This window comes from Deinococcus sp. JMULE3 (assembly GCF_013337115.1).
Lineage (GTDB): Bacteria > Deinococcota > Deinococci > Deinococcales > Deinococcaceae > Deinococcus.
Genome location: NZ_SGWE01000004.1, coordinates 2321406 through 2343031, shown reverse-complemented (window position 1 = coordinate 2343031; position 21626 = coordinate 2321406). Strand labels below are relative to the sequence as shown.

17 protein-coding genes, 4 tRNA genes and 1 pseudogene are annotated in these 21626 nt (G+C 66.8%); 14 read left to right on the top strand and 8 right to left on the bottom strand.

The features are described from left to right. Positions 1–42: 42 nt before the first annotated feature. Both EXW95_RS14210 and EXW95_RS14205 read right to left on the bottom strand, forming a co-directional pair. Positions 43–1902: an ABC transporter ATP-binding protein gene (locus EXW95_RS14210; protein ID WP_174367991.1), complete on the bottom strand. Its 1860-nt coding sequence runs from the start codon at positions 1900–1902 to the stop codon at positions 43–45. After that, a complete protein-coding gene (locus EXW95_RS14205; protein ID WP_174367990.1) occupies positions 1899–3809 on the bottom strand; it encodes an ABC transporter ATP-binding protein in 1911 nt (636 codons plus the stop codon). Before EXW95_RS14205 ends, EXW95_RS14210 begins: the two co-directional genes overlap by 4 nt. Before the next feature lie 350 nt (positions 3810–4159). Between EXW95_RS14205 and EXW95_RS14200 the strand changes: the two genes are divergently transcribed. From EXW95_RS14200 to rplL, 12 genes are all read left to right on the top strand, one after another. Next, positions 4160–4232: transfer RNA gene (locus EXW95_RS14200), tRNA-Thr, on the top strand. 70 nt (positions 4233–4302) lie between these two features. Continuing rightward, a tRNA-Tyr gene (locus EXW95_RS14195) sits at positions 4303–4388 on the top strand. Between the two features lie 7 nt (positions 4389–4395). After that, positions 4396–4468: transfer RNA gene (locus EXW95_RS14190), tRNA-Gly, on the top strand. 15 nt (positions 4469–4483) lie between these two features. Next, positions 4484–4558: transfer RNA gene (locus tag EXW95_RS14185), tRNA-Thr, on the top strand. A 174-nt stretch (positions 4559–4732) separates the two neighbouring features. After that, positions 4733–5950: an elongation factor Tu gene (gene tuf, locus EXW95_RS14180; protein WP_046844266.1), complete on the top strand. Its 1218-nt coding sequence runs from the start codon at positions 4733–4735 to the stop codon at positions 5948–5950. Positions 5951–6301: 351 nt separating this feature from the next. After that, positions 6302–6469, top strand: coding sequence for a 50S ribosomal protein L33 (gene rpmG, locus EXW95_RS14175; protein WP_022800165.1), 168 nt, complete (start codon positions 6302–6304; stop codon positions 6467–6469). Positions 6470–6547: 78 nt separating this feature from the next. Further along, positions 6548–6727: a preprotein translocase subunit SecE gene (gene secE, locus EXW95_RS14170; protein WP_046844264.1), complete on the top strand. Its 180-nt coding sequence runs from the start codon at positions 6548–6550 to the stop codon at positions 6725–6727. Next, positions 6724–7296, top strand: coding sequence for a transcription termination/antitermination protein NusG (nusG, locus tag EXW95_RS14165; RefSeq protein ID WP_058977759.1), 573 nt, complete (start codon positions 6724–6726; stop codon positions 7294–7296). The genes secE and nusG overlap by 4 nt, the downstream gene beginning before the upstream one ends. 182 nt (positions 7297–7478) lie before the next feature. Beyond that, positions 7479–7913 (top strand): 50S ribosomal protein L11, encoded by a 435-nt coding sequence (gene rplK, locus EXW95_RS14160; RefSeq protein WP_046844262.1) that lies wholly within the window; start codon positions 7479–7481, stop codon positions 7911–7913. Further along, positions 7906–8607, top strand: a complete 702-nt coding sequence (rplA, locus tag EXW95_RS14155; RefSeq protein ID WP_058977761.1) for a 50S ribosomal protein L1 — start codon at positions 7906–7908, stop codon at positions 8605–8607. The genes rplK and rplA overlap by 8 nt, the downstream gene beginning before the upstream one ends. A gap of 228 nt (positions 8608–8835) precedes the next feature. After that, positions 8836–9330, top strand: coding sequence for a 50S ribosomal protein L10 (rplJ, locus tag EXW95_RS14150; protein WP_119673067.1), 495 nt, complete (start codon positions 8836–8838; stop codon positions 9328–9330). A 66-nt stretch (positions 9331–9396) separates the two neighbouring features. Then, the gene (gene rplL / locus EXW95_RS14145; RefSeq protein WP_174367989.1) at positions 9397–9759 is read left to right on the top strand and encodes a 50S ribosomal protein L7/L12; all 363 of its coding nucleotides are present in this window, start codon (positions 9397–9399) and stop codon (positions 9757–9759) included. A 47-nt stretch (positions 9760–9806) separates the two neighbouring features. On the opposite strand, the gene EXW95_RS14140 is transcribed toward rplL, so the two are convergent. From EXW95_RS14140 to EXW95_RS14115, 6 genes are read right to left on the bottom strand one after another with little or no spacing between them, the layout of a single operon-like run. Further along, a complete protein-coding gene (locus EXW95_RS14140) occupies positions 9807–10409 on the bottom strand; it encodes a hypothetical protein (RefSeq protein WP_174367988.1) in 603 nt (200 codons plus the stop codon). Beyond that, positions 10367–10672, bottom strand: coding sequence for a GIY-YIG nuclease family protein (locus tag EXW95_RS14135; protein ID WP_174367987.1), 306 nt, complete (start codon positions 10670–10672; stop codon positions 10367–10369). The genes EXW95_RS14140 and EXW95_RS14135 overlap by 43 nt, the downstream gene beginning before the upstream one ends. Then, the gene (locus tag EXW95_RS14130; protein ID WP_174367986.1) at positions 10669–11220 is read right to left on the bottom strand and encodes a DUF2239 family protein; all 552 of its coding nucleotides are present in this window, start codon (positions 11218–11220) and stop codon (positions 10669–10671) included. Before EXW95_RS14130 ends, EXW95_RS14135 begins: the two co-directional genes overlap by 4 nt. Before the next feature lie 60 nt (positions 11221–11280). Continuing rightward, a complete protein-coding gene (locus tag EXW95_RS14125) occupies positions 11281–11697 on the bottom strand; it encodes a hypothetical protein (RefSeq protein ID WP_174367985.1) in 417 nt (138 codons plus the stop codon). Between the two features lie 23 nt (positions 11698–11720). Continuing rightward, positions 11721–12230: a hypothetical protein gene (locus tag EXW95_RS14120; RefSeq protein ID WP_174367984.1), complete on the bottom strand. Its 510-nt coding sequence runs from the start codon at positions 12228–12230 to the stop codon at positions 11721–11723. Then, positions 12227–13027 (bottom strand): tetratricopeptide repeat protein, encoded by an 801-nt coding sequence (locus EXW95_RS14115; protein ID WP_174367983.1) that lies wholly within the window; start codon positions 13025–13027, stop codon positions 12227–12229. The genes EXW95_RS14120 and EXW95_RS14115 overlap by 4 nt, the downstream gene beginning before the upstream one ends. A 339-nt stretch (positions 13028–13366) precedes the next feature. Here EXW95_RS14115 and EXW95_RS14110 point away from each other — a divergent pair. Both EXW95_RS14110 and rpoC read left to right on the top strand, forming a co-directional pair. Continuing rightward, positions 13367–16821: pseudogene (locus EXW95_RS14110) on the top strand (DNA-directed RNA polymerase subunit beta). 130 nt (positions 16822–16951) lie between these two features. Then, positions 16952–21571: a DNA-directed RNA polymerase subunit beta' gene (gene rpoC, locus EXW95_RS14105; protein WP_174367982.1), complete on the top strand. Its 4620-nt coding sequence runs from the start codon at positions 16952–16954 to the stop codon at positions 21569–21571. Positions 21572–21626: the final 55 nt, after the last annotated feature.

Sequence of the window (21626 nt, the reverse complement as noted above, 5' to 3'; positions counted from 1 at the left end):
ATCCTCCTACAACCCACAGCCCACGTCCCACACCCCTCCGTGTCAGTCGGCGGCGTCGCCCTGCGCGTACTGGAGGCGGTGGAGTTTGGCGTAGTAGCCGCCCTTGTCGAGCAGCTGGCGGTGGCTGCCCTGTTCGACGATGCGGCCCTTGCGCATGACGACGATCCGGTCGCAGTGTTCGATGGTGCTGAGGCGGTGCGCGATGATGATGCTGGTGCGGCCGCGCATGACGCGTTCCAGCGCGGCCTGGATGCGCAGTTCGGTTTCGGTGTCCACGTTGGCGGTGGCCTCGTCGAGCACGAGCAGGATGTCCGGGTTCTGGATCAGCGCGCGGGCGAAGGCCAGCAGTTGCTTCTGCCCGGTGGACAGGGTGGCACCACGTTCGCGGACCTCGGTCTGGTAGCCGTCCTCCAGGCTGAGGATGTAGTCGTGCACGCCGACGTAGCGGCAGGCTTCCACGACGCGTTCGTGGGGAATGGCGGGGTTGTTCAGGGTGAGGTTGCTCTCGATGGTGCCCGCGAAGAGAAACACGTCCTGCAGCACGACGCCCACGTGTTTGCGCAGGTCGTGCTGCTGCAGGTCGCGAACGTTCACGCCGTCCACCTTCACCGCGCCGCGCTGCACGTCGTAGAAGCGGCTGACGAGGGCGGTGACGCTGGTCTTGCCCGCGCCGGTCGCGCCGACCAGGGCGACGCTCTCGCCGGGCTGGATGTCGAGGTCGATGCCGCGCAGGATCCAGCGGTCGTCGGTGTCGGGGGTGGTGCCGGTGACGTCCTGGTCGTACGCGAACCAGACTTTGTCGAAGGTGACGCGGCCCTGGAAGTCCGGCAGGGTCTTGGCGCCGGGTTTGTCCTGGATGGCTTCCTCGGTGTCGAGTACGCCGAAGATGCGTTCGCTGCTGGCCATGGCCGCCTGCAGGTTGTTGAACACGTCCGCGAGGTCCTGGATGGGCTGGAACAGCTGCTGCGAAAGCTGCACGAACGCGAACAGCGTCCCGACGGTGATGGCCCCGGCGACCACGCCGTCCACGCCGAGGATCTGCCGGGCGGCGAAGTACAGGATCAGGGCGACGGCCACCTGGGCGAGCACGGCGACGACGGGCATGAACAGCGAGAACCACTTGACGCTGTTCTCATTGGCGCTCAGCAGGGCGCGGTTGCTGAGGTTGAAGTCCAGCGCGCTGCGTTTCTGCCGGGCGAACAGCTGCACGGTGAGCATGCCGGTGATGTTCTCGTTCAGTTTGCTGTTCACGATGGCCTGCTGGGTGCGGGTCACGCGGAACGAGTCGCGCAGGCGGGTCTGGAAGAAACGGGTGGCGAGGAACAGGACGGGCAGCACCGTGAACGAGATCAGCGCCAGGCGCCAGTTCACGCTGAGCATGATCACGACGTACACGACGATGATAAACGTGCTCTGGATCAGGCTGACGAGGCCGCCGGTGATGAACTGGTTGATGGCGTCCACGTCGCTGGTGACTCGGGTGATCAGGCGTCCGACGGGGTTCTGGTCGAAGTACGCGAGGTGCAGGCGTTGCAGTTTGCTGAACACGTCGGCGCGGATGTCACGCAGGACGTTCTGGCCCAGGTAGCCGATGGTCAGGATGAAGCCGTACTGCAGGGCGAATTCCACGACTTTCAGGCCCATGTAGGCCAGGGCGGTGGTGGTCAGGCCGCTGATCAGCGCGTCGCGGCTGGTGGCCTGCCCCTGGGCCAGCGGCGAGAGGTACGCGTCGATGGCGTGCCGCTGGATCAGGGCGAACAGCGGGGAGGCCAGTGAGATCAGCAGGGCCAGCAGCACGCCGCCGATCACGAGCGGGAGGTAGGGGCGGACGTAGTGCAGGATGCGCCGCACGAGCTGCGCGTCGAAGCCCTTCTGGTAGGCGTCGGTATCGGGGCGGGTCATCGGTTCACCTTCTGATGTTCGAGCTGGTCGGCGGCGGCTTCCGGGTCGGCGATGGCGTCGTCGTCGCTGTCCAGATCGCTGGCGAGGCGCTGGAGGCGTTCCAGCTGCGCGTAGTGGCCGTTCTGGGCGAGCAGGTCGTCGTGGCTGCCCTGTTCGGTCACGCGGCCCTCCTCGAGCACGACGATCTGGTCGGCGTGGCGCAGGGTGCTGACGCGGTGGGCGATCAGGATGACGGTGCGGCCCTGGCTGACCTCGCGCAGGCCGTCCACGATGCGGCGTTCGGTCTCGGTGTCCACGGCGCTCAGCGAGTCGTCGAGGATCAGGATGGCGGGTTCACGCACGATGGCGCGGGCGATGGCAGTGCGCTGCCGCTGCCCGCCGCTGAGGGTGACGCCGCGCTCGCCGAGCATGGTGTCGAAGCCCTGCGGGAAGTCCTCCACGTCGCCGAGCAGGCCCGCCAGTCGGGCGGCGTCGCGCACGCGGGCCGGGTCGGGCGTCTGGGGGATGTCGTCGGGTGGGGGCGCGCCGACCACGCTGACGCCGGTGGGTACGCTGGGCAGGTCGCGGGCCTCGATGCCGAAGCCGATGTTGTTGGCGATGCTGTCGCCGAACAGGAAGGGTTCCTGCGGGACGACGCTGATCGCGTCGCGCAGGACGCTCAGGGGGACGCTGCGCAGGTCGTGGCCGTCGAGGCGGACGGTGCCGCTCGTGGGGTCCATGGCTCGGGTCAGCAGCTGGCCCAGCAGGGTCTTGCCGCTGCCGGTGGGGCCGGTGATGCCCAGGAACGTCCCGGCGGGCACGTGCAGGTTCACGCCGTTCAGGACGGTCGTCTGCCCGTACTTCAGGGTGACGTTCTCGAAGCTGAGGTCACCCTGCAGCGCGCGGATGTTGGGGTCGGTGCGGCCGGGTTCGTCCCGCACGAGCGGCTGCGCGTCGAGGATCTCCTTGAGGCGCAGCCAGGAGGCCAGCCCGCGCTGGGTGATGCTGGTGATCCAGCCGATCATCAGCATGGGGAAGGTCAGGCGTTCCAGCGTGCCGACGAACTGCACGAACATCCCGACCGTGAAGGTACTGCCGGGTTCGAGGATCAGGCGGCCCCCGACGAGCAGGATCAGCCCGAACGCGAGGCCCAGCAGCAGGCTCATGAAGGAGCGCAGCGGGCCGTCCACCTTGGTCAGGGCAATGTTGCGGCGCAGCAGTTCGAGGTTCATGGCGCGGTAGTCGTCGATCTCGCGGTCCTCGATGGCGTAGCCCTTGACGATGCGGGCGCCACTGAAGTTCTCCTGCGCCTTGGCGGAGATCAGCGAGTTCTGTTCCTGCGCGAGGCGGTGGCGGACGTTGATCTGCCGCGCGAGGTACGTCAGGACGCCCACGATGACCGGCACGATCGCCACGACGATCAGCGTCAGGCGCCAGCTGAGGCTGAACATGACCGCGAAGGCCGACACGAAGCCCGCGACGATGTTCACGATCTGCCACGCGCCGAAGCCCAGCATCTCGCGCACGGCGTTCAGGTCGCCGGTCAGGCGGTTCATCAGGTCGCCGGTGCGGGCGCGGTCGTAGTAGGGCTTGTCGAGGGTCTGCAGGTGCCCGAACAGGTCGCGGCGGATCTCGTACTCGGACTGGCGGGACGCCACGACGATGTTGCGGCGCATGACCAGCATGAAGAAACCGGCGGTCAGGGCAGCGGCGACGACGCCCAGGGCGTACAGCCCGGCGGTGGCGGCAGTGATGCCGGGCGTGGCGGCGTTGCCGTCCACCTGCCCGGTCAGGCCGTCGATGGTCAGGCGGATCAGGTAGTACGGCAGCAGGTTCACGGCGGTGGCGATGACCACGGCGATGAGCCCGATCACGTACTGGCGGGTGTGCAGGCGCAGGTACGGGAGCAGGGAGCGGAAACTGTCCAAGGAAGGTGCCTCCTGAGGCGGGGGGAGGGCGGAGCTGGTGGGGTGGTCCAGCGGCCGGAAAATGGCCGGTGCGCAGGCGAGGATACGCCCGCAGCGGCCCGGCCGAATGCGCCATGTGGCGCATACCTGTGCCTGCCTGAGCAAACGCTCAAGGGGACAGCGCCGGGGCGGTCCGACGAGGTGGTCCGGGTGGGGGCGGCGTGGCCGGTTCAGGGGGCGAACGGTGAGGTGATTGACACCCTGGGGGGTGACTGCTACTATTCACAGCCGGAAGTGAACGCGCCGAAAAGCGCCGCAGCGACCGCATCCAGAGGCCGGAACTCGTTCCAGCGCTTTCAGACAGGAACGGTGCCACCCTAGCTCAACTGGTAGAGCACCCGACTTGTAATCGGAAGGTTGGGAGTTCGATTCTCCTGGGTGGCTTCACACACGATCATCCGCACCACACGGCTGAACGTGCGCTTTGAGAAAGGCGAAACAGTGGGTACAATACGGGTAGGTGGCCGAGTGGTTAAAGGCGACAGACTGTAAATCTGTTCACGTAAGTGTACGGCGGTTCGAATCCGCCCCTGCCCACCACGATCACGCGGGAATAGCTCAGTTGGTAGAGCGTCAGCTTCCCAAGCTGAATGTCGCGAGTTCGAGTCTCGTTTCCCGCTTTCTCACCCCCCAACGCTTCTGTAGCTCAGTGGTAGAGCACTCCCTTGGTAAGGGAGAGGTCGTCGGTTCAATCCCGACCAGAAGCTCCAACATGGCGCGGCCTCTTGTGGGTCGCGCCTCTTCTCTAGGCCCCCATTCCGGACCGACCGCTGAAAATCAAGGAACCCTCACGCGGGGAACCCTCTTTGCGTTCACGCGGCGGCCCTGTACACTGGCAAGGCTTGCCTGCACAGCGGGCAGTCCACTCTCAGGAGGACACACTCATGGCTAAAGGAACGTTCGAGCGCACCAAGCCCCACGTGAACGTGGGCACCATCGGTCACGTCGACCACGGCAAGACCACCCTGACCGCCGCGATCACCTTCACGGCCGCCGCGATGGACCCCACCATCGAAAAGCTGGCCTACGACCAGATCGACAAGGCCCCCGAAGAAAAGGCCCGCGGCATCACCATCAACACCGCCCACGTCGAATACAACACCCCCACCCGCCACTACAGCCACGTTGACTGCCCCGGCCACGCCGACTACGTCAAGAACATGATCACCGGAGCCGCCCAGATGGACGGCGCCATCCTCGTCGTGTCCAGCGCTGACGGCCCCATGCCCCAGACCCGCGAGCACATCCTGCTCGCCCGTCAGGTCGGCGTGCCCTACATCGTCGTGTTCATGAACAAAGTGGACATGGTCGACGACGAAGAACTCCTCGAGCTCGTCGAAATGGAAGTCCGTGAACTGCTGAGCAAGTACGAGTTCCCCGGCGACGACCTGCCCGTCATCAAGGGCAGCGCGCTGCAGGCCCTCGAAGCCCTGCAGGCCAACCCCAAGACCGCCCGCGGCGAGAACAACTGGGTTGACCGCATCTGGGAACTGCTCGACGCGGTGGACAGCTACATCCCCACCCCCGAGCGCGCCACCGACAAGACCTTCCTGATGCCCGTCGAAGACGTGTTCACGATCACCGGTCGTGGCACCGTGGCGACCGGCCGCGTGGAACGTGGCGTCGTGAAGGTCCAGGACGAAGTGGAAATCATCGGTCTGCGCGACACGAAGAAGACCACCGTGACCGGGATCGAAATGCACCGCAAGCTGCTGGACAGCGGCATGGCGGGCGACAACGTGGGCGTGCTGCTGCGCGGCGTGGCGCGTGACGACGTGGAACGCGGGCAGGTGCTGGCGAAGCCCGGCAGCATCAAGCCGCACACGAAGTTCGAAGCGAGCGTGTACGTGCTGAGCAAGGACGAAGGCGGGCGTCACAGCGCGTTCTTCGGCGGGTACCGCCCCCAGTTCTACTTCCGCACGACGGACGTGACGGGCGTGGTGGAACTGCCCGAAGGCGTGGAGATGGTCATGCCCGGCGATAACATCACGTTCGTGGTGGAACTGATCAAGCCGATCGCGATGGAAGAAGGTCTGCGCTTCGCGATCCGCGAAGGTGGCCGTACCGTCGGCGCCGGCGTCGTCGCCAAGGTCATCGAGTAATCGAGACCCGCTGACGCGGAAAGGGGGAGGCCTGCGGGTCTCCCCCTTTCACCTTTTCGCTGTCCCGCCTGGGTCGCCTTCCGGGTGACGGCCGCATCCCAGGCAGGAAGCGGCACGGAAAACCGGCGTGGCGTCGGCGTTTTTCCGACAGGTGTCCTGGGCACAGTGGACACCTGCCCCCGGACTCCCTATAATTCGAATGTTGCCCGCCAGAAGGCGGGCTTTTACCAGCGTGTCCGACCCCGCCACCGTGCGGGCGAGGACCTCTCCGGAGACCGCTCCGGGGTGGCTGGGAGCAGACACGCCGCGACCCCCGCGTGGGGAGACCGGCCCTCTGCGAAGGAGCATCTCATGGCGAAAGACGGCCCCCGCATCATCGTGAAAATGGAAAGCAGCGCCGGCACCGGCTTCTACTACACGACCACCAAGAACCGCCGCAACACCCAGGCGAAGATGGAACTGCGCAAGTACGACCCCGTCGCCAAGAAGCACGTGGTCTTCAAAGAGAAGAAGGTCTGATCCTGCCCCGGCCCTCCGGCTTGCCTGGGGGGCCCGTCGCCGGTTCGTTCCACGCCTTTTTCTCCCGCAGGTGAATGCATGAACTTGATTCAGTACTTCCGCGACTCCCGCGCTGAACTCTCGCGCGTGTCGTGGCCGACCCGCCAGCAGGTGCTGGAAGGCACGCAGGCCGTGCTGATCTTCGTCGTCGCCCTCACCCTGATCGTGTACGCCCTCGACCTGCTGTTCGGGAACCTGATCCGGCTGGTGCTGTCATGAGTATCGAATGGTACGCCGTGCACACCTACGTCGGTCAGGAAGACCGCGTGCAGCAGCACCTGATGGAACGCGCGGCCAAGCTCGGCATGCGCGGCACCAAGATCTTCCAGGTCATCCAGCCGGAAGAGAAGGCGGTCGAACTGCAGGAGGGCGGCAAGAAGGTCGAGGTCACGCGCAAGCTGTTCCCCGGCTACGTCTTCGTGCAGATGGACGTCGAGGATGACGACGCGCCCGGCGAACTGGGCGAGTCCTGGGAAGTCGTGCGCGGCACCAACGGCGTGACCGGCTTCGTCGGCACCGCCACCCGCCCCGTGCCCCTGTCGCACGAGGAAGTCCAGCGCCTGCTGGCCAGCGTCGGCGTCGCCACGCAGCCCGTGCAGGAAGAGGCCCCCAAGGTCAAGGTGGACTTCAAGGCCGGGGACATGGTGCGCGTCACGGGCGGTCCGTTCGCGGACTTCAGCGGCGTCATCAGCGAGGTCAACATTCCCCAGGCGAAGGTCAAGGTGCTCGTCAGCATCTTCGGCCGCGAGACCCCGGTGGAACTCGACTTCGGTCAGGTCGCCAAGTAACACCCATGCCCGCACCCACCCGCACCCTACTGGTAAAAGTGCGGCGCAGGCAGTACACTGAAAAAGTTGCTGTGCGGTCCAGGCCAGAGATCACTCCGGCCCAGGAACGACGCAGAACTTAGCGCCAGCACCCCGTCCGGGCCACATACGGCACCAGACCGGGGGAGCTAAGGAGGCACCACATGAAGAAAGTCGCAGGGCTTGTCAAACTGCAGCTCCCGGCGGGCAAGGCCACCCCGGCCCCCCCCGTGGGTCCCGCGCTCGGTCAGTACGGCGCGAACATCATGGAGTTCACGAAGGCGTTCAACGCGCAGACGGCCGACAAGGGTGACGCGATCATCCCCGTCGAGATCACCATCTACGCCGACCGCTCCTTCACCTTCATCACCAAGACCCCTCCCATGAGCTACCTGATCCGCAAGGCCGCAGGTCTGGCCAAGGGCAGCGCGACCCCCAACAAGGCCAAGGTCGGCAAGCTGAACTGGGATCAGGTCCTGGAAATCGCCAAGACCAAGATGCCTGACCTGAACGCGGGCAGCATCGAAGCCGCCGCGAACACCGTCGCCGGCACCGCCCGCTCCATGGGCGTGACCATCGAGGGGGCCCCCAATGCCTAAGCACGGCAAGCGTTACCAGGCGCTGACCGCCAAGGTCGACCGCAGCAAGCAGTACACCATCGACGAGGCCGCCGCGCTGGTCAAGGACATCGCCAGCGCGAAGTTCGACGAGACCGTCGAAGTGCACTTCCGTCTGGGCATCGACCCCCGCAAGAGCGACCAGAACGTGCGTGGCACCGTCGCGCTGCCCCACGGCACCGGCCGCACCGTGCGCGTCGCCGTGATCACCAAGGGTGACAACGTGCAGGCCGCCGAGGCCGCTGGCGCCGACGTGGTCGGCAGCGACGAGCTGATCGAACGCATCGCCGGTGGGTTCATGGACTTCGACGCCGTCGTCGCCACCCCCGACATGATGGCCCAGGTCGGCCAGAAGCTCGCGCGTCTGCTCGGGCCCCGCGGCCTGCTCCCCAACCCCAAGAGCGGCACCGTCGGCCCCGACGTGACCGGTATGGTCAAGGGCCTCAAGGCCGGCCGCATCGAGTTCCGTAACGACAAGACCGGCGTCGTGCACGCCCCCATCGGCAAGGCCAGCTTCGAACCCGGCAACCTCAGCGCCAACTACAGCGCGCTGATCAGTGCGCTGGAAGCCGCCAAGCCCGGCAGCGCCAAGGGCGTGTTCCTGCGCAGCGCGTACCTGACCACCACCATGGGCCCCAGCATCCAGCTGACCCTCAGCGGCGGCAGCAACGCCTAAGCAGGACCGCTGACCGGCGAAGGTTGATGGTTGACAGCACCATCCATTGACCATCAACCTTCACCCGTCGGCACTTCTTATCGGCACCCCGGTGCACCTCGCACCTTTCCAATCCGTTTCTTCTCAGGCACCAAAGACAGCGGGGACCCTTGCCAGGTTTAAACAGCCCGCCGAGTTGCCAGGGCGCGACCGTGCACCTGGACCTCGTTCCCACCAAGGAGGTACTGCGTGGCGAACGAAAAGAACCAGCAGACCCTCAGCAGCCTGAAAGGCAGCCTCTCGGGCGTCGAGACGTTCTACGTCGTCGACTACCAGGGCCTGACCGCCGGACAGCTGGGTAAACTGCGCAAAGACATCCGCGAGAAGGGCGGGCAGCTCATCGTTGCCAAGAACACCCTGATCAACCTGGCCCTCCAGGACAGCGGCCGTGACTTCACGGACGCCCTGAAAGGCCCCAGCGCCATCGTCGTGGCTCAGGACGACCCCGCCGGAGTGGCCAAGGCCCTCAGCGACGCCGCCAAGGGCAACGACAAGGGCATCCCCGCCGTGAAAGCCGGCTTCGTCGAAGGCAACCGCGTGGACGTGAAAGTTGTGGAACGTCTCGCCAGCCTCGGCAGCAAGCAGAGCCTGCAGGGCGAACTGGTCGGCGTGCTCAGCGCCCACCTCAGCAACTTCGTGGGCATCCTCGAAGCGTACAAAGAAAAACTCGAAGGCCAGGCCTAAACCTGCCTTCCTGCCCGGGCTGAGCCCAGGCACGCACCACCCACTTCAATTCCGGAGGAATACAACATGGCTTACGACAAACAGGCTCTGATCGACCAGCTCGGCACCCTCACCATCATGGAACTCGCGGACCTCATCGACGGTCTGAAGGAAACCTGGGGCGTCACCGCCGCCGTCGCCGCCGGCCCCGCCGCCGCTGCCGGCCCCGTCGCCGAAGAGAAGACCGAGTTCGACGTCGTCCTGGTGGACGCCGGCGCGAGCAAGATCAACGTCATTAAGGAAATCCGCGCCATCACCGGCCTGGGCCTCAAGGAAGCCAAGGACATGAGCGAGAAGGGCGGCGTGCTGAAGGAAGGCGCCAGCAAGGACGAAGCCGAGAAGATCAAGGGCCAGCTGGAAGCCGCTGGCGCCAAGGTCGAACTCAAGTAAGTCCCCCCTCACCGGGAGTGCACCCCCAGCTTCGGCTGGGGGTTTTTTCAGTGCCCCGCCGGGTGGGCCTGCTCGGCGACCTGCCGCACGAAGCGCGACGGGTCCTCGCGGAGCAGCGCCGCCACCCCGGCAGGCAGCGACGGGCGGGACGCGACGGCCAGCCTCACCCCGTAATCCGGGTCAGCGGCCAGGGCGGCCAGCAGGTCGGGGGGCAGGTCGGGACGCGCGGCGATCCGGGCGCGGACCAGCCACGCCGCGTGCCGCGCCAGGGCCAGGACCTCCGTTTCCTGCAGGGCAGGGTGCTGCGCGAGCGGGATCAGGAGTTCCGTTCGTCCGTGGCGGATCAGGTGCGTGCGGACCCACGCGGGCACGTCGGGCAGGCGCAGCAGTGCGTGGAACGCCCCGTCCGGCCATTCGCGCAGCAGGTGCGGGTCGGCCAGTCGCAGCAGCGGCAGCGCCGGGTTCGCCAGGACGACCTGCGGGAACTCGGTGGCAAGGATGCCCAGCACGGCGGCGGGCGTGTTCGGGTGCCGCGCCACCTGCGCGCGGACCGCCGCGTCCGGGTGATCCGCCAGCGCCGCCAGCTCGGGCGCGGGCGCGCGGGGGTTCAGTACCGCTGCCGGGGGGACAGGTGCAGTTTCTCCAGCCATAACGCGAGCAGTTCCTCCAGGTCGTCCGGGTCCATGCCGCCCGCCGGACCGGGCTTCAGGTCGTCCAGCACCTCGAACGAGAAGGCCGCTTCGCCGTGCTGCGTCCAGTCTCGCTGAAGGGTGGGCGTGCGGTGCGATCCCAGCTGTAACTCGAAGCGGACCCGGTTCAGGTACGCGGGAGCGTCCACGCTGCCGCCGATCAGGCTGCGGCCCGACGCGACGTGCTGCACGCGGTAGATGCCGGGGCGGGGCGTGTGCTTCATACGTCCCCGAAAGCGGGCGCGGCGAGGTACAGGGCGTGCGTGCGGATGTCCGGCGGCCACGCGGCCAGCGCGGCCTCGAACGCGACGCGCTGCCCGGCGTACAGCGCGCGGGTGGCGGCCTCAAAGCCCGGGAGGTCCCCGCCCACCGCGCCCAGGAAGCGGTCGGTGGCCGCCTGGGCCTGCGCGCGGCGTTCACCGTCCGGGTCGGCTTTTCGGGCCTCGTCGATCAGGCGGCGCAGCGCGGCGGACGCCCCGCCCCGCTGGCGTTCAAGCCACTCCCAGTGCCGGGGCAGCAGCGACACCTCGCGTGACACGACGCCCAGTTTCGGGCGACCCGGCCCGCTGCGCGGCTCGGGCGGCAGGTGGCGGGCCAGGACCTCGTCCAGGGTGCCGCTCAGGTCGAAATCCACGCTGCGGCCCGTGCGGTCGTCGAAGGTCAGCAGGCCCGCGCGCGGCCCGGCGTGCAGCAGGGTGAGGGTGTCCGCGAGGGGCGCGGTCAGACGGCGGGTGGGGCCGTCGAAGGTGGTGAAGGTCGCGTCAGCATCCATGCCCCGATTTTATCCGGGTAAATTGCAGGGAGGCAATATTATCCGGGTAATAAAGATGGCCTATTCGCGTGTCTGCTGTCGAGCCGCCCGTCCCATTCGCCGGGCGGTGTGACGAATCCGCTGCGTCCCGCCTGTGTGCACGAGGGCCTCCAGCTCAAGAACAAACGCCTCGCCCCCGCCTTCCCGCTCCAGCCAGTCCAGGGCCGCCTGCTGCCAGAACTCCGTCGGCCAGGTCAGGCCCAGCCGGATACTCGAATCGACCTGGAGAGTATCGGCCAGCGCCGGGCTCAGGCCCACGGCGACCAGCCGACTCCGCAGATCGGCGTGAAATGCGGCCCCCTGCTGCAACACCGTGACGAGAAAGACCGGGGGCGAGTCAGTCAGCGACGACCACCCTCCTTCCCGCGCGAGGTACACCCACTCCCCTGCCCCGGTCACGCCGACGGGCACGCGGACGGCACTCAGCTCGGTCACCACGGTGATGCCCTGCTCCGGAGTCGTCAGGGCGCCCCTCCGAAGGTTTTCGTCCAGAGGCCGCAGCTGTCGCGGGCGCTCAGGCGCAGGGTCTCCCCCATCCAGCGCAGGCCCAGCACATCGAACCCACCGCAGTCGGGCCGGGTGCCCAGCTGACCGGTCACGGCGCGCGGCCCGGTGGCCTGCACGACGGTCGCCTGGAAGGTGAACACGTCCATGGTGTCGAAGGATCTGGACCGCTCGGTGACGAGTACCACCGCGTCGGTCTGCGCGGTCCACAGTTCGCCCGGCCAGCTGTTCAGGCGCGCGCCAGTATCCGGGTTCAGCTGCCACGTCTCGCACGCGGACGCCGCGATGACGCTGCCCGTGGGGCACAGGCCGACCCACAGCCGCCCCAACCCCAGCTGCGCGGACTGCCGGGATAGTTCGGCGGGAATGGGCAGTGTCCAGATCGTCTGGCTGCCTTCCACCCGCCGGATCTGGGCGGGCCGCTGCGGGCTGGGCAGGTCGTACAGGTAGACCGGCGCGGCGATCACTTCATCTCTTTGCGCAGCCCGGCAGCCATCTGGAACCACTCGCGTTCCTGGCGTTTGTAGAGGTTCGTGGCGCGCGATTCGGTCTTCGCCATCTGGTCGAGCAGCGCGCGGGCGTCCTCGGCGCGGCCCTGACGGATGAGGTACGCGGCGTAGCGGGCGCGGGGTTCCTCGGTGGTGGCGCCCGTGATGGCGTCGCGGTAGGTCTGGTCGGCGTCGGGTTTGCCCTGGGCGTCCTGCGCCTGCGCCAGCAGGGTGAGGGTCCGGGTGCGGGTGGCGGCGCTGGTGCGCAGGTCCACGCGGGTGAGTTTGTCCTCGGCGGCGCTGAAGTCACTGCGGGCGAGGTCCAGTTCGGCACTGGTGAGCAGCACGACCGGATCGTCGGCGTAGATGCCGCTCAGGAGGGGCGCGAGGGTGGCCTGCGCGTCGTCCGGGCGGCCCGCGCGGGCCTGCAGGGCGGCCAGGTCGGCGCGGTGCTGGAGGGTGTCGCTTTCCGTCAGGCGTTCGTGCGCCTCGCGGATGCGGGTGTCGAGGGGTTTGAGGGCCTCGACGCCGCGCGCGACGGCCTGTCCGGCCACGCGGCCACCCCCGCGCGCGGCGGGGATCAGGACCATGAAGGTGTACACGGCGGCGAACGCCAGTCCGAACAGGCCGCCGAACAGCGCGCCGAACAGCAGCATGACGATCCAGTACACCTGCTGCCGCGTGACGATCGCGTGGATCAGGCCGATGATCGCCAGCAGGCGCAGGAGGTTCAGCAGGAAGGGCAGGTAGGGTTGCAGGGCGTCCACGTCTCCCATGCTACGGGGCGCGACCGGGCGTTCCTGCCCATCAACGTGAAGTCCGGCTGAGGTTCAGGGTGGATTGATTCCGGGGGGGATGTGCGGCATACTTCGCGCCATCACCCGCGCCCGCTTCATATGGCGGCGCCCGTTGACCGGTCATGCCGGACGGGCGTATACTGCTCTGTGCTGACCATGATGGGTCGGATCAGGAGTTCTTTGCGGCGAACGGGTCTGCAAAACTAATTCACTTTCCAGGGAACGCGCCCACGACACACGGGGGGCCGCGATTCCCGGACGCGTCGTTTCTCCACCCCGGAAACGCGTGTGAACCACAAGAGGGCGTGCGAGGTGGACATGAGTTTGACCGGTAAAGGACCCCGCATCGAGCGATTCGGTGACATCGCGGACGTGATTCCGCTTCCCAACCTGACCGAGATTCAGGTGAACTCCTTCAGGGCCTTCCTGCAGGCCGACCGGGCCCCCGACGGGCGCGAGAACGTCGGGCTGCAGAGCGCCTTCAAGGAAGTCTTCCCCATCGACGAGACCGAGAAGGGCCGCTCGACGGGCCTAGTGCTGGACTTCCTGGAGTACCGTCTGGGCGAGCCGCCCTACACCCCGAGGAATGCCGCGAGAAGGACGTCACCTACCAGGCGCCCATGTACGCCAAGCTGCAGCTGATCCACAAGGACAGCGGCCTGATCAAGGAAGACCAGGTGTTCCTGGGTGACCTGCCCCTGATGACCGAGGACGGGTCTTTCGTCATCAACGGCGCGGACCGCGTGATCATCTCCCAGATCCACCGCAGCCCCGGCGTGTACTTCACCTCGTCCTACAAGGGCATCAAGAAGATGTACACCGGCGCGATCATTCCCATGCCCAAGCGCGGCCCCTGGATCGAACTGGAGTTCGCGGGCGGCATCCTGGAAATGAAGGTCAACAAGCGCAAGTTCCCCGTGGCGATGCTGCTGCGCGTCCTCGGGTACGACGACGCCAGCCTCAAGGCGCTGTTCACGGAATTCGAGCCGGACCTGGAACTCCCCGAGGACAAGAGCGCGGGCATGGGCGCCGACGAGGCGCTGCTGCGCCTGTTCACGGTACTGCGGCCCGGCGATCCGCCCAAGCGTGACAAGGCCATCCAGTACCTGTACGGGCTGCTGGCTGACCCCCGCCGCTACGACCTGGGCGAACCCGGCCGCTTCAAGATGAACACCAAGCTGGGCGTGCAGCGTCAGGAGCGCACCCTGCTGAACTTCGAGGACGGCAAGTTCACGGACGCCGGTCTGGTGGACACCATCCGCTACCTGATGGCGCTGCAGTACGGCCGCGAGACCGTCAGCATGGCCGACGCGGACGGCGTGCTGCACGACGTGCCCGTGGGCGAGGACGACATCGACCACCTCGGCAACCGCCGCGTGCGCACCGTGGGCGAACTGCTCGCCGACCAGCTGCGCGTCGGCATGGGCCGCATGGCGCGTGGCGTGCGCGAGCGCATGCTGCTGGGCAACCCCGACGCCGCGACCCCCACGAAACTCGTGAACAACCGCCCCATCGTGGCGGCCATGCGCGAATTCTTCGGCCGCAGCCAGCTCTCGCAGTTCAAGGACCAGACCAACCCCCTGTCGGACCTGCGCCACAAGCGCCGTATCTCCGCGCTGGGGCCGGGCGGTCTGACCCGCGAACGCGCCGGTTTCGACGTGCGTGACGTGCACCGTACCCACTACGGCCGCATCTGCCCGATCGAGACGCCCGAAGGCGCGAACATCGGCCTGATCTCCTCGCTCGCCTCCTACGCGAAGGTGAACGACCTGGGCTTCATCGAGGCCCCGTACCGCAAGGTCGAGGGTGGCCGCGTCAGCGACGACGTGATCTACATGACCGCCGACATCGAGGACCGTTACACCGTCGCGCAGGCGAACAGCCCGCTGAACGACGACGGCACCTTCAGTGACGAGCGCGTCTTGGCCCGCCGCAAGGGCGACCCGCTGTGGTACACCCCGGAAGAAGTGGACTACATGGACGTGTCCCCGAAGCAGATCGTGTCCATCAACACGTCCCTGATTCCCTTCCTGGAGCACGACGACGCCAACCGCGCCCTGATGGGTTCGAACATGCAGTCGCAGGCCGTGCCGCTCGTGCGCGCCGACAGCCCCGCCGTGGGCACCGGCGTCGAGCGCCGCGTGGTGACCGACAGCGGCACCAGCGTCGTGAGTGACGTGACGGGCCGCGTGACGTACGTGGACGCCCGCAACATCCAGGTCACCCTGACCGAGGACGCGCCCGCCATCGGCTACAGCGTCGGCAACGTCCGCACCTTCGAACTCGTGCGCTTCACGCGCAGCAACCAGGGCACCAACCTCGACCAGCACCCCATCGTGGACATCGGTGACACGGTGAGCGCCGGTCAGGTCATCGCCGACGGTCCCGCCAGCGACCTCGGCCGCCTCGCGCTGGGTCAGAACATCACGATCGCCATCATGCCCTTCGACGGCTTCAACTTCGAAGACGCGATCTGCATCAGCGAGGGTCTGGTCCGCAAGGACTTCTACACCAGCGTGCACATCGAGAAGGACGAGATCGAGGCGCGCGACACCAAGCTCGGGCCCGAGAAGATCACCCGCGACATCCCCGGCCTGTCTGAAGCCGCGCTGCGCGACCTCGACGAGGACGGCATCGTCCGCGTGGGCGCCGAAGTCAAACCCGGCGACATCCTCGTCGGCAAGACCAGCTTCAAGGGCGAAAGCGAACCCACCCCCGAAGAGCGCCTCCTGCGGTCGATCTTCGGTGAGAAGGCCCGCGAAGTGAAGGACACCAGCCTGCGCGTGCAGTCCGGCCAGGGCGGCATCGTCGTGAAGACCGTCCGCTTCCGCCGCGGCGACGAGGGCGTGGACCTCAAACCCGGCGTGCGCGAGATGGTCCGCGTGTACGTGGCCCAGAAACGCCAGTTGCAGGTGGGCGACAAGGTCGCCAACCGCCACGGGAACAAGGGCGTGGTCTCCAAGATCATGGCCCCCGAGGACATGCCCTACCTCGAAGACGGCACCCCCGTCGACCTCGTGTTCAACCCGCTGGGCGTGCCCTCGCGCATGAACCTCGGGCAGATCCTCGAAACCCACCTGGGTGAAGTGGCCCGCCTGACCGGCCAGAAGTTCGAGACTCCGGTCTTCGACTCCGTCACCGAGGCGACCATCAAGGAAATGCTCGAAGTGGCCGCCGCCGAACGCATCCAGCGCAACAAGGACGACGGCTTCGAACTCGACAAGCGCGAGCAGCAGGTGCTCGACCGCGCCGCGAAACTCGGCGTGATCAGCGACACCAGCGGCGACTACGAGAAATCCCAGATGGAACTCAGCCGCACCGGCAAGAGCGTCCTGTACGACGGCCGCAGCGGCGAACCCATCAGCGGCCCCGTCGTGGTCGGCACCATGTACGTCATGAAGCTGTACCACATGGTGGAAGACAAGCTGCACGCCCGCTCCACCGGCCCCTACAGCCTCATCACCCAGCAGCCCCTCGGCGGGAAGGCCCAGTTCGGCGGCCAGCGCTTCGGGGAGATGGAAGTGTGGGCGCTCGAAGCGTACGGCGCCGCGCACGTCCTGCAGGAAATGCTGACCATCAAGTCCGACGACATCGACGGCCGCGACGCCGCGTACCAGAGCATCGTCAAGGGCGAAGAAGTGTCGGGCAGCACCATCCCCGAATCGTTCAAGGTGCTCGTCAAGGAACTCCACTCGCTGGGCCTCGACGTCGAAGTGCTCGACAACGGCGACAAGGCCGTCGACATCTTCGAAGGCATGATGCCCAAGCGCTGAGGCGCGCTGATTCGCGCCGTCTAAGGGTCGAAAGGTCCAAGAGTCAGGAGAATTCCGCGCTCAGGCCCTAGACCCCCTGACCTTCAGACCCTTAGACCCACAGTCCAAGCCTCCCAACCCAGGAGTCTCAATGAAAGATTTCAACAAAGTTCGTATCGCCATCGCCAGCCCGGAGAAGATCCGCGAGTGGTCGTTCGGCGAGGTTGAAAAGCCCGAAACCATCAACTACCGCACCCTGAAGCCCGAGCGTGAAGGTCTGTTCGACGAGCGTATCTTCGGGCCGCAGAAGGACTACGAGTGCGCCTGCGGGAAGTACAAGCGTCAGCGCTACGAGGGCAAGGTCTGCGAGCGCTGCGGCGTGGAAGTCACCAGCAGCAAGGTCAGGCGCTACCGCATGGGTCACATCGACCTGGCGACGCCCGCCGCGCACATCTGGTACGTCAAGGACACCCCCAGCAAGATCGGCACGCTGCTCGACCTGAGCGCCGGTCAGCTGGAGAAGGTGCTGTACTTCAGCTCCTTCCTGGTCACCGATCCCCGCAACGCCCAGAAGGACGGCCGTCCCCTCAAGCGCGGCGAACTGCTGAGCGACGACGAGTACCGTGAACTGCGCTTCGGCCGTCAGGAAACGTACTCCATCCCCAACGGCACCGACGCCGAGATCCGCGACGGCGAGTACGTCACGCGCGGCCAGATCCTGGGCGGCAACGTCGTCAGCAAGATGGACGGCCTCGCGCAGTACCGCTTCCCGCGCCGCGCGATCATCGCGTACAGCGAGGAAGTCGAGGCGACCCTGCCCGTGCCCGCCGAGGCGCTGGTCGAGCAGGACGCGTTCCGCGCCGGTGAGATCCTCGCCGAGCTGGAAAGCGACGTGCAGATCACCGCGCCCGTGGACGGCACCGTCGTGCTGCACGAGATGGGCGAGGACAGCGTCATGGTCGAGCTGCGCGAGGGCGTGGACGAGGAAGGCACCCCCAGCGGTGAGGTCCTGGCCCGCGTGTACATCCCGCACGGCATGAACGTGCAGGTCGTGCACGGCGAGATCGTCGAGGCCGGCGCCGCCCTGGCCGACGCCGCGAGCGGCACCCGCCTGCGCGTCAGCCGCGACAGCCGCCTGAGTGGCGTCACCTTCCCCAAGAAGAAAGGTGACGTGCAGGTCAAGGCGCACTGGACGCGCCGCGCCGAGTACCCCATCAACCCCACCATGCACGTCCTGATCGGCGACGGCAGCGAGGTCAAGCGCGGCCAGAAGGTCGTGGGCGCGATCGACAAGGAAGAGGAGATCGTCGCGGACGCCGACGGCACCATCACCCTGCACAACCCCGCCAGCATCATCGTCAGCAAGGCGAAGGTCTACGCGTACAACGACGAGCCCCTCGTCGTGAACGGCGACCGCGTCGAGCCCGGTGACGAACTCGCCGACGGCGGCGACCTGCGCAGCGAGATCAGCGGCCGCATCGAGATCGACCTCGTGCGCAAGCAGGTGCGCGTCATCGAGTCCTACGACTTCGACGCCAAGATGGGCGCCGAGGCCGTCAAGGAACTCCTCGACGACCTCGACCTCGATCAGCTGGAAGTCGAACTGAACGAGATGATGAAGGACTCCAGCCGCCACAAGCGCGCCAAGGCCCGCAAGCGCCTGGAAGTGACCCGCGCGTTCAAGCGCAGCGGCAACCACCCCAGCTGGATGATCCTGAACACCGTGCCCGTCATGCCCCCGGACCTGCGTCCGATGGTGCAGGTGGACGGCGGCCGCTTCGCGACCTCGGATCTGAACGACCTGTACCGCCGCCTGATCAACCGCAACAACCGCCTGAAGAAGCTCATGAGCCAGGGCGCGCCGGACATGATCATCCGCAACGAGAAGCGCATGCTTCAGGAAGCGGTGGACGCCCTGATCGACAACGGCCGCCGCGGCAGCCCCGTCACCAACCCCGGTTCTGACCGGTCCTTGCGTTCCCTGACCGACCTGCTCGGTGGGAAACAGGGCCGCTTCCGCCAGAACCTGCTCGGGAAGCGCGTGGACTACTCCGGCCGCAGCGTGATCGTGGTCGGCCCGCAGCTGAAACTGCACCAGTGCGGTGTGCCCAAGCGCATGGCGCTCGAACTCTTCAAGCCCTTCCTGTTCAAGGTCCTCGAAGAGAAGGGCGAGGTCACGAACATCAAGCAGGCCCGCAAGATGCTCGAACGCTACCGCGACACCCGCGACAGCGTCTGGGACGCCCTGGAAGAGGTCATCGAGGACAAGGTCGTGCTGCTCAACCGCGCGCCCACCCTGCACCGACTGGGCATCCAGGCCTTCGAGCCCGTGCTCGTCGAAGGTCAGTCCATCCAGCTGCACCCGCTGGTCTGTGAAGCCTTCAACGCCGACTTCGACGGCGACCAGATGGCCATCCACGTCCCCCTCAGCGCCCAGGCGCAGGCCGAGGCGCGCATCCAGATGCTCAGCGCCCACAACCTGCTGTCCCCCGCGAACGGCGAACCGAACGTCAAACCCAGCCGCGACATCATCCTGGGGATCTTCACCCTGACCCTGCTGCGCAAGGACAACCTCGGCGCGGGCAGCGAATTCGCTGACGAGCAGGCCGCCCTGGCCGCCCTCGAAGGCGGGAAGGTCGCGCTGAACAGCCCCATCGTCGTCGCCGGTCAGGAAACCAGCCCCGGCCGCCTGAAGTACATCTTCAGCAACCCCGACGAGGCCATCATGGCCGTCGAACGCGGCGAGATCGACCACCAGGACTACGTCCGCATCCGCCTCAACGGCGTCACCTACGACACCAGCGCGGGCCGCGTGATGTTCCGCCGGATCGTGCAGGAAGCCCTGGGCCTGCAGGCGCACCTCGTGGACACCCTCGTGAACCTCGAGACCGCCTACGAGAAGGACCACCTCAAGGACATGGTCATGGCGTGCTTCAAGCACCTCGGGATCGAGGCGACCGCCGGGCTGCTCGACGGCCTGAAGGACGCGGGCTTCAAGCTCTCCACGACCTCCGGCATCACCATCGGCATCGACGACATCGTCATCCCGCCCGCCAAGACCGAAATCCTGGCCGAAGCGGACGCCAAGGTCGCCGAGATCGAGCAGAACTTCGAGTTCGGCTTCATGACCGAAGAAGAGCGCTACAAGCAGGTCGTGCAGCTCTGGAACGACACGAAGGACGAAGTCAAGAACGCCATGTTCGACAACTTCGGCAAGAACTACCCCTTCAACCCCCTGTGGATCATGAGCCTCTCGGGCGCCCGTGGTAACGCGCAGCAGATCACGCAGCTCGCCGGGATGCGCGGCCTGATGGCCCGCCCCGACGGCAGCACCATCGAAGTGCCGATCCGCGCCAGCTTCCGCGAGGGTCTGTCGGTGCTGGAATACTTCATCTCCACCCACGGCGCCCGTAAGGGTGGCGCGGACACCGCGCTGCGTACCGCCGACTCCGGCTACCTGACCCGCAAACTGGTCGACGTGGCCCACGAGGTCGTCGTGCGCGACGTGGACTGCGGCACCACCGACTACACCGTCATGCCCCTGGGCGCGACCGACGAGCGCACCGGCGAGTGGCGCACCCGCAAGAGCAGCGAGATCGAGACCAGCATCTACGGCCGGACCCTGTCCGACGCCGTGGAAGTCGACGGCCGCACCATCGAAGCGGGCGAGATGCTCAGCCTGGAAGACGTCAAGGCGATCACCAAGAACGCCAAGGCCCTCCAGAGCGTGTTCATCCGCACGCCCCTGAACTGCCGCGTCAAGAGCGGCGTGTGCCAGAAGTGCTACGGCTACGACCTCTCGCAGGCCAAGCCCGTCAGCATGGGCGAAGCGGTCGGCGTCGTCGCCGCCGAATCCATCGGCGAGCCCGGCACGCAGCTCACCATGCGTACCTTCCACACCGGTGGGGTCGCCGGCAGCGGCGGCGGGGACATCACCATGGGTCTGCCCCGCGTGATCGAACTGTTCGAAGCCCGCAAACCCAAGACCAGCGCGGCCGTGGCCGACCGTGACGGCGTCGTGCGCATCGAGGAAGACGAGGAACGCTACCTCGTGCGCATCGAGGCCGACGACGACCAGTACAGCAGCAAGACCGCCATGAAGATCAGCAAGGGCCTGCGCATGATCGTCAAGGACGGCGACCGCGTCGAAGCCGGCCAGCCCCTCACGCGCGGCGCCATCAACCCCCACGACCTCCTGCTGTACAAGGACACCGACGCCGCCCAGCGCTACCTGGTGGAAGAAGTGCAGCGCGTGTACCGCAGCCAGGGCGTGAAGGTGCACGACAAGCACATCGAAGTCATCGTGCGCCAGATGCTCCGCTGGGTCGAAATCACCGACGGCGGCGACACCGAACTGCTCGAAGGGCAGACCGTGGAACGCTGGGAAGTCGACCAGGCCAACGACCTGCTCGAGGAAGGCCAGACCCCCAGCTCCTGGAAGCCCGTCCTGCTGGGCATCACCAAGAGCAGCCTGACCACCAAGAGCTGGCTGTCCGCCGCGAGCTTCCAGCACACCACCCACGTGCTGACCGAGGCCAGCATGAAGGGCCAGGTCGACGACCTGATCGGCCTGAAGGAGAACGTCATCCTCGGGAAGCTGATTCCCGCCGGGACGGGCCTCCAGACGGTGCGGGACATGCAGGTCGCCGACGAGCGCACCCTCGAGAAGTACGGCGAGGGCAGCACCAGCACGGACTCCGTGACCGGCAACCGCAGCTACGACGACACCCGCCCCGGCGTCGTCAACGAGAACGTCACCTACACCAACTAAGGTTCCTCGCCCCAATGCCCCCTGCCCCCTGTGGGTGGGGGGTTTTTCGTCGTCC

What these genes read in the sequence shown, in the direction of transcription:
- rpoC (WP_174367982.1), top strand. Translation starts at nt 16,952, where the DNA reads ATGAAAGATTTCAACAAAGTTCGTATCGCCATCGCCAGCCCGGAGAAG.
- rpmG (WP_022800165.1), top strand. Translation starts at nt 6,302, where the DNA reads ATGGCGAAAGACGGCCCCCGCATCATCGTGAAAATGGAAAGCAGCGCC.
- EXW95_RS14210 (WP_174367991.1), bottom strand. Translation starts at nt 1,902, where the DNA reads ATGACCCGCCCCGATACCGACGCCTACCAGAAGGGCTTCGACGCGCAG.
- rplL (WP_174367989.1), top strand. Translation starts at nt 9,397, where the DNA reads ATGGCTTACGACAAACAGGCTCTGATCGACCAGCTCGGCACCCTCACC.
- tuf (WP_046844266.1), top strand. Translation starts at nt 4,733, where the DNA reads ATGGCTAAAGGAACGTTCGAGCGCACCAAGCCCCACGTGAACGTGGGC.
- nusG (WP_058977759.1), top strand. Translation starts at nt 6,724, where the DNA reads ATGAGTATCGAATGGTACGCCGTGCACACCTACGTCGGTCAGGAAGAC.
- EXW95_RS14115 (WP_174367983.1), bottom strand. Translation starts at nt 13,027, where the DNA reads ATGGGAGACGTGGACGCCCTGCAACCCTACCTGCCCTTCCTGCTGAAC.
- EXW95_RS14140 (WP_174367988.1), bottom strand. Translation starts at nt 10,409, where the DNA reads ATGGCTGGAGAAACTGCACCTGTCCCCCCGGCAGCGGTACTGAACCCC.
- rplA (WP_058977761.1), top strand. Translation starts at nt 7,906, where the DNA reads ATGCCTAAGCACGGCAAGCGTTACCAGGCGCTGACCGCCAAGGTCGAC.
- EXW95_RS14130 (WP_174367986.1), bottom strand. Translation starts at nt 11,220, where the DNA reads ATGGATGCTGACGCGACCTTCACCACCTTCGACGGCCCCACCCGCCGT.
- secE (WP_046844264.1), top strand. Translation starts at nt 6,548, where the DNA reads ATGAACTTGATTCAGTACTTCCGCGACTCCCGCGCTGAACTCTCGCGC.
- rplK (WP_046844262.1), top strand. Translation starts at nt 7,479, where the DNA reads ATGAAGAAAGTCGCAGGGCTTGTCAAACTGCAGCTCCCGGCGGGCAAG.
- EXW95_RS14135 (WP_174367987.1), bottom strand. Translation starts at nt 10,672, where the DNA reads ATGAAGCACACGCCCCGCCCCGGCATCTACCGCGTGCAGCACGTCGCG.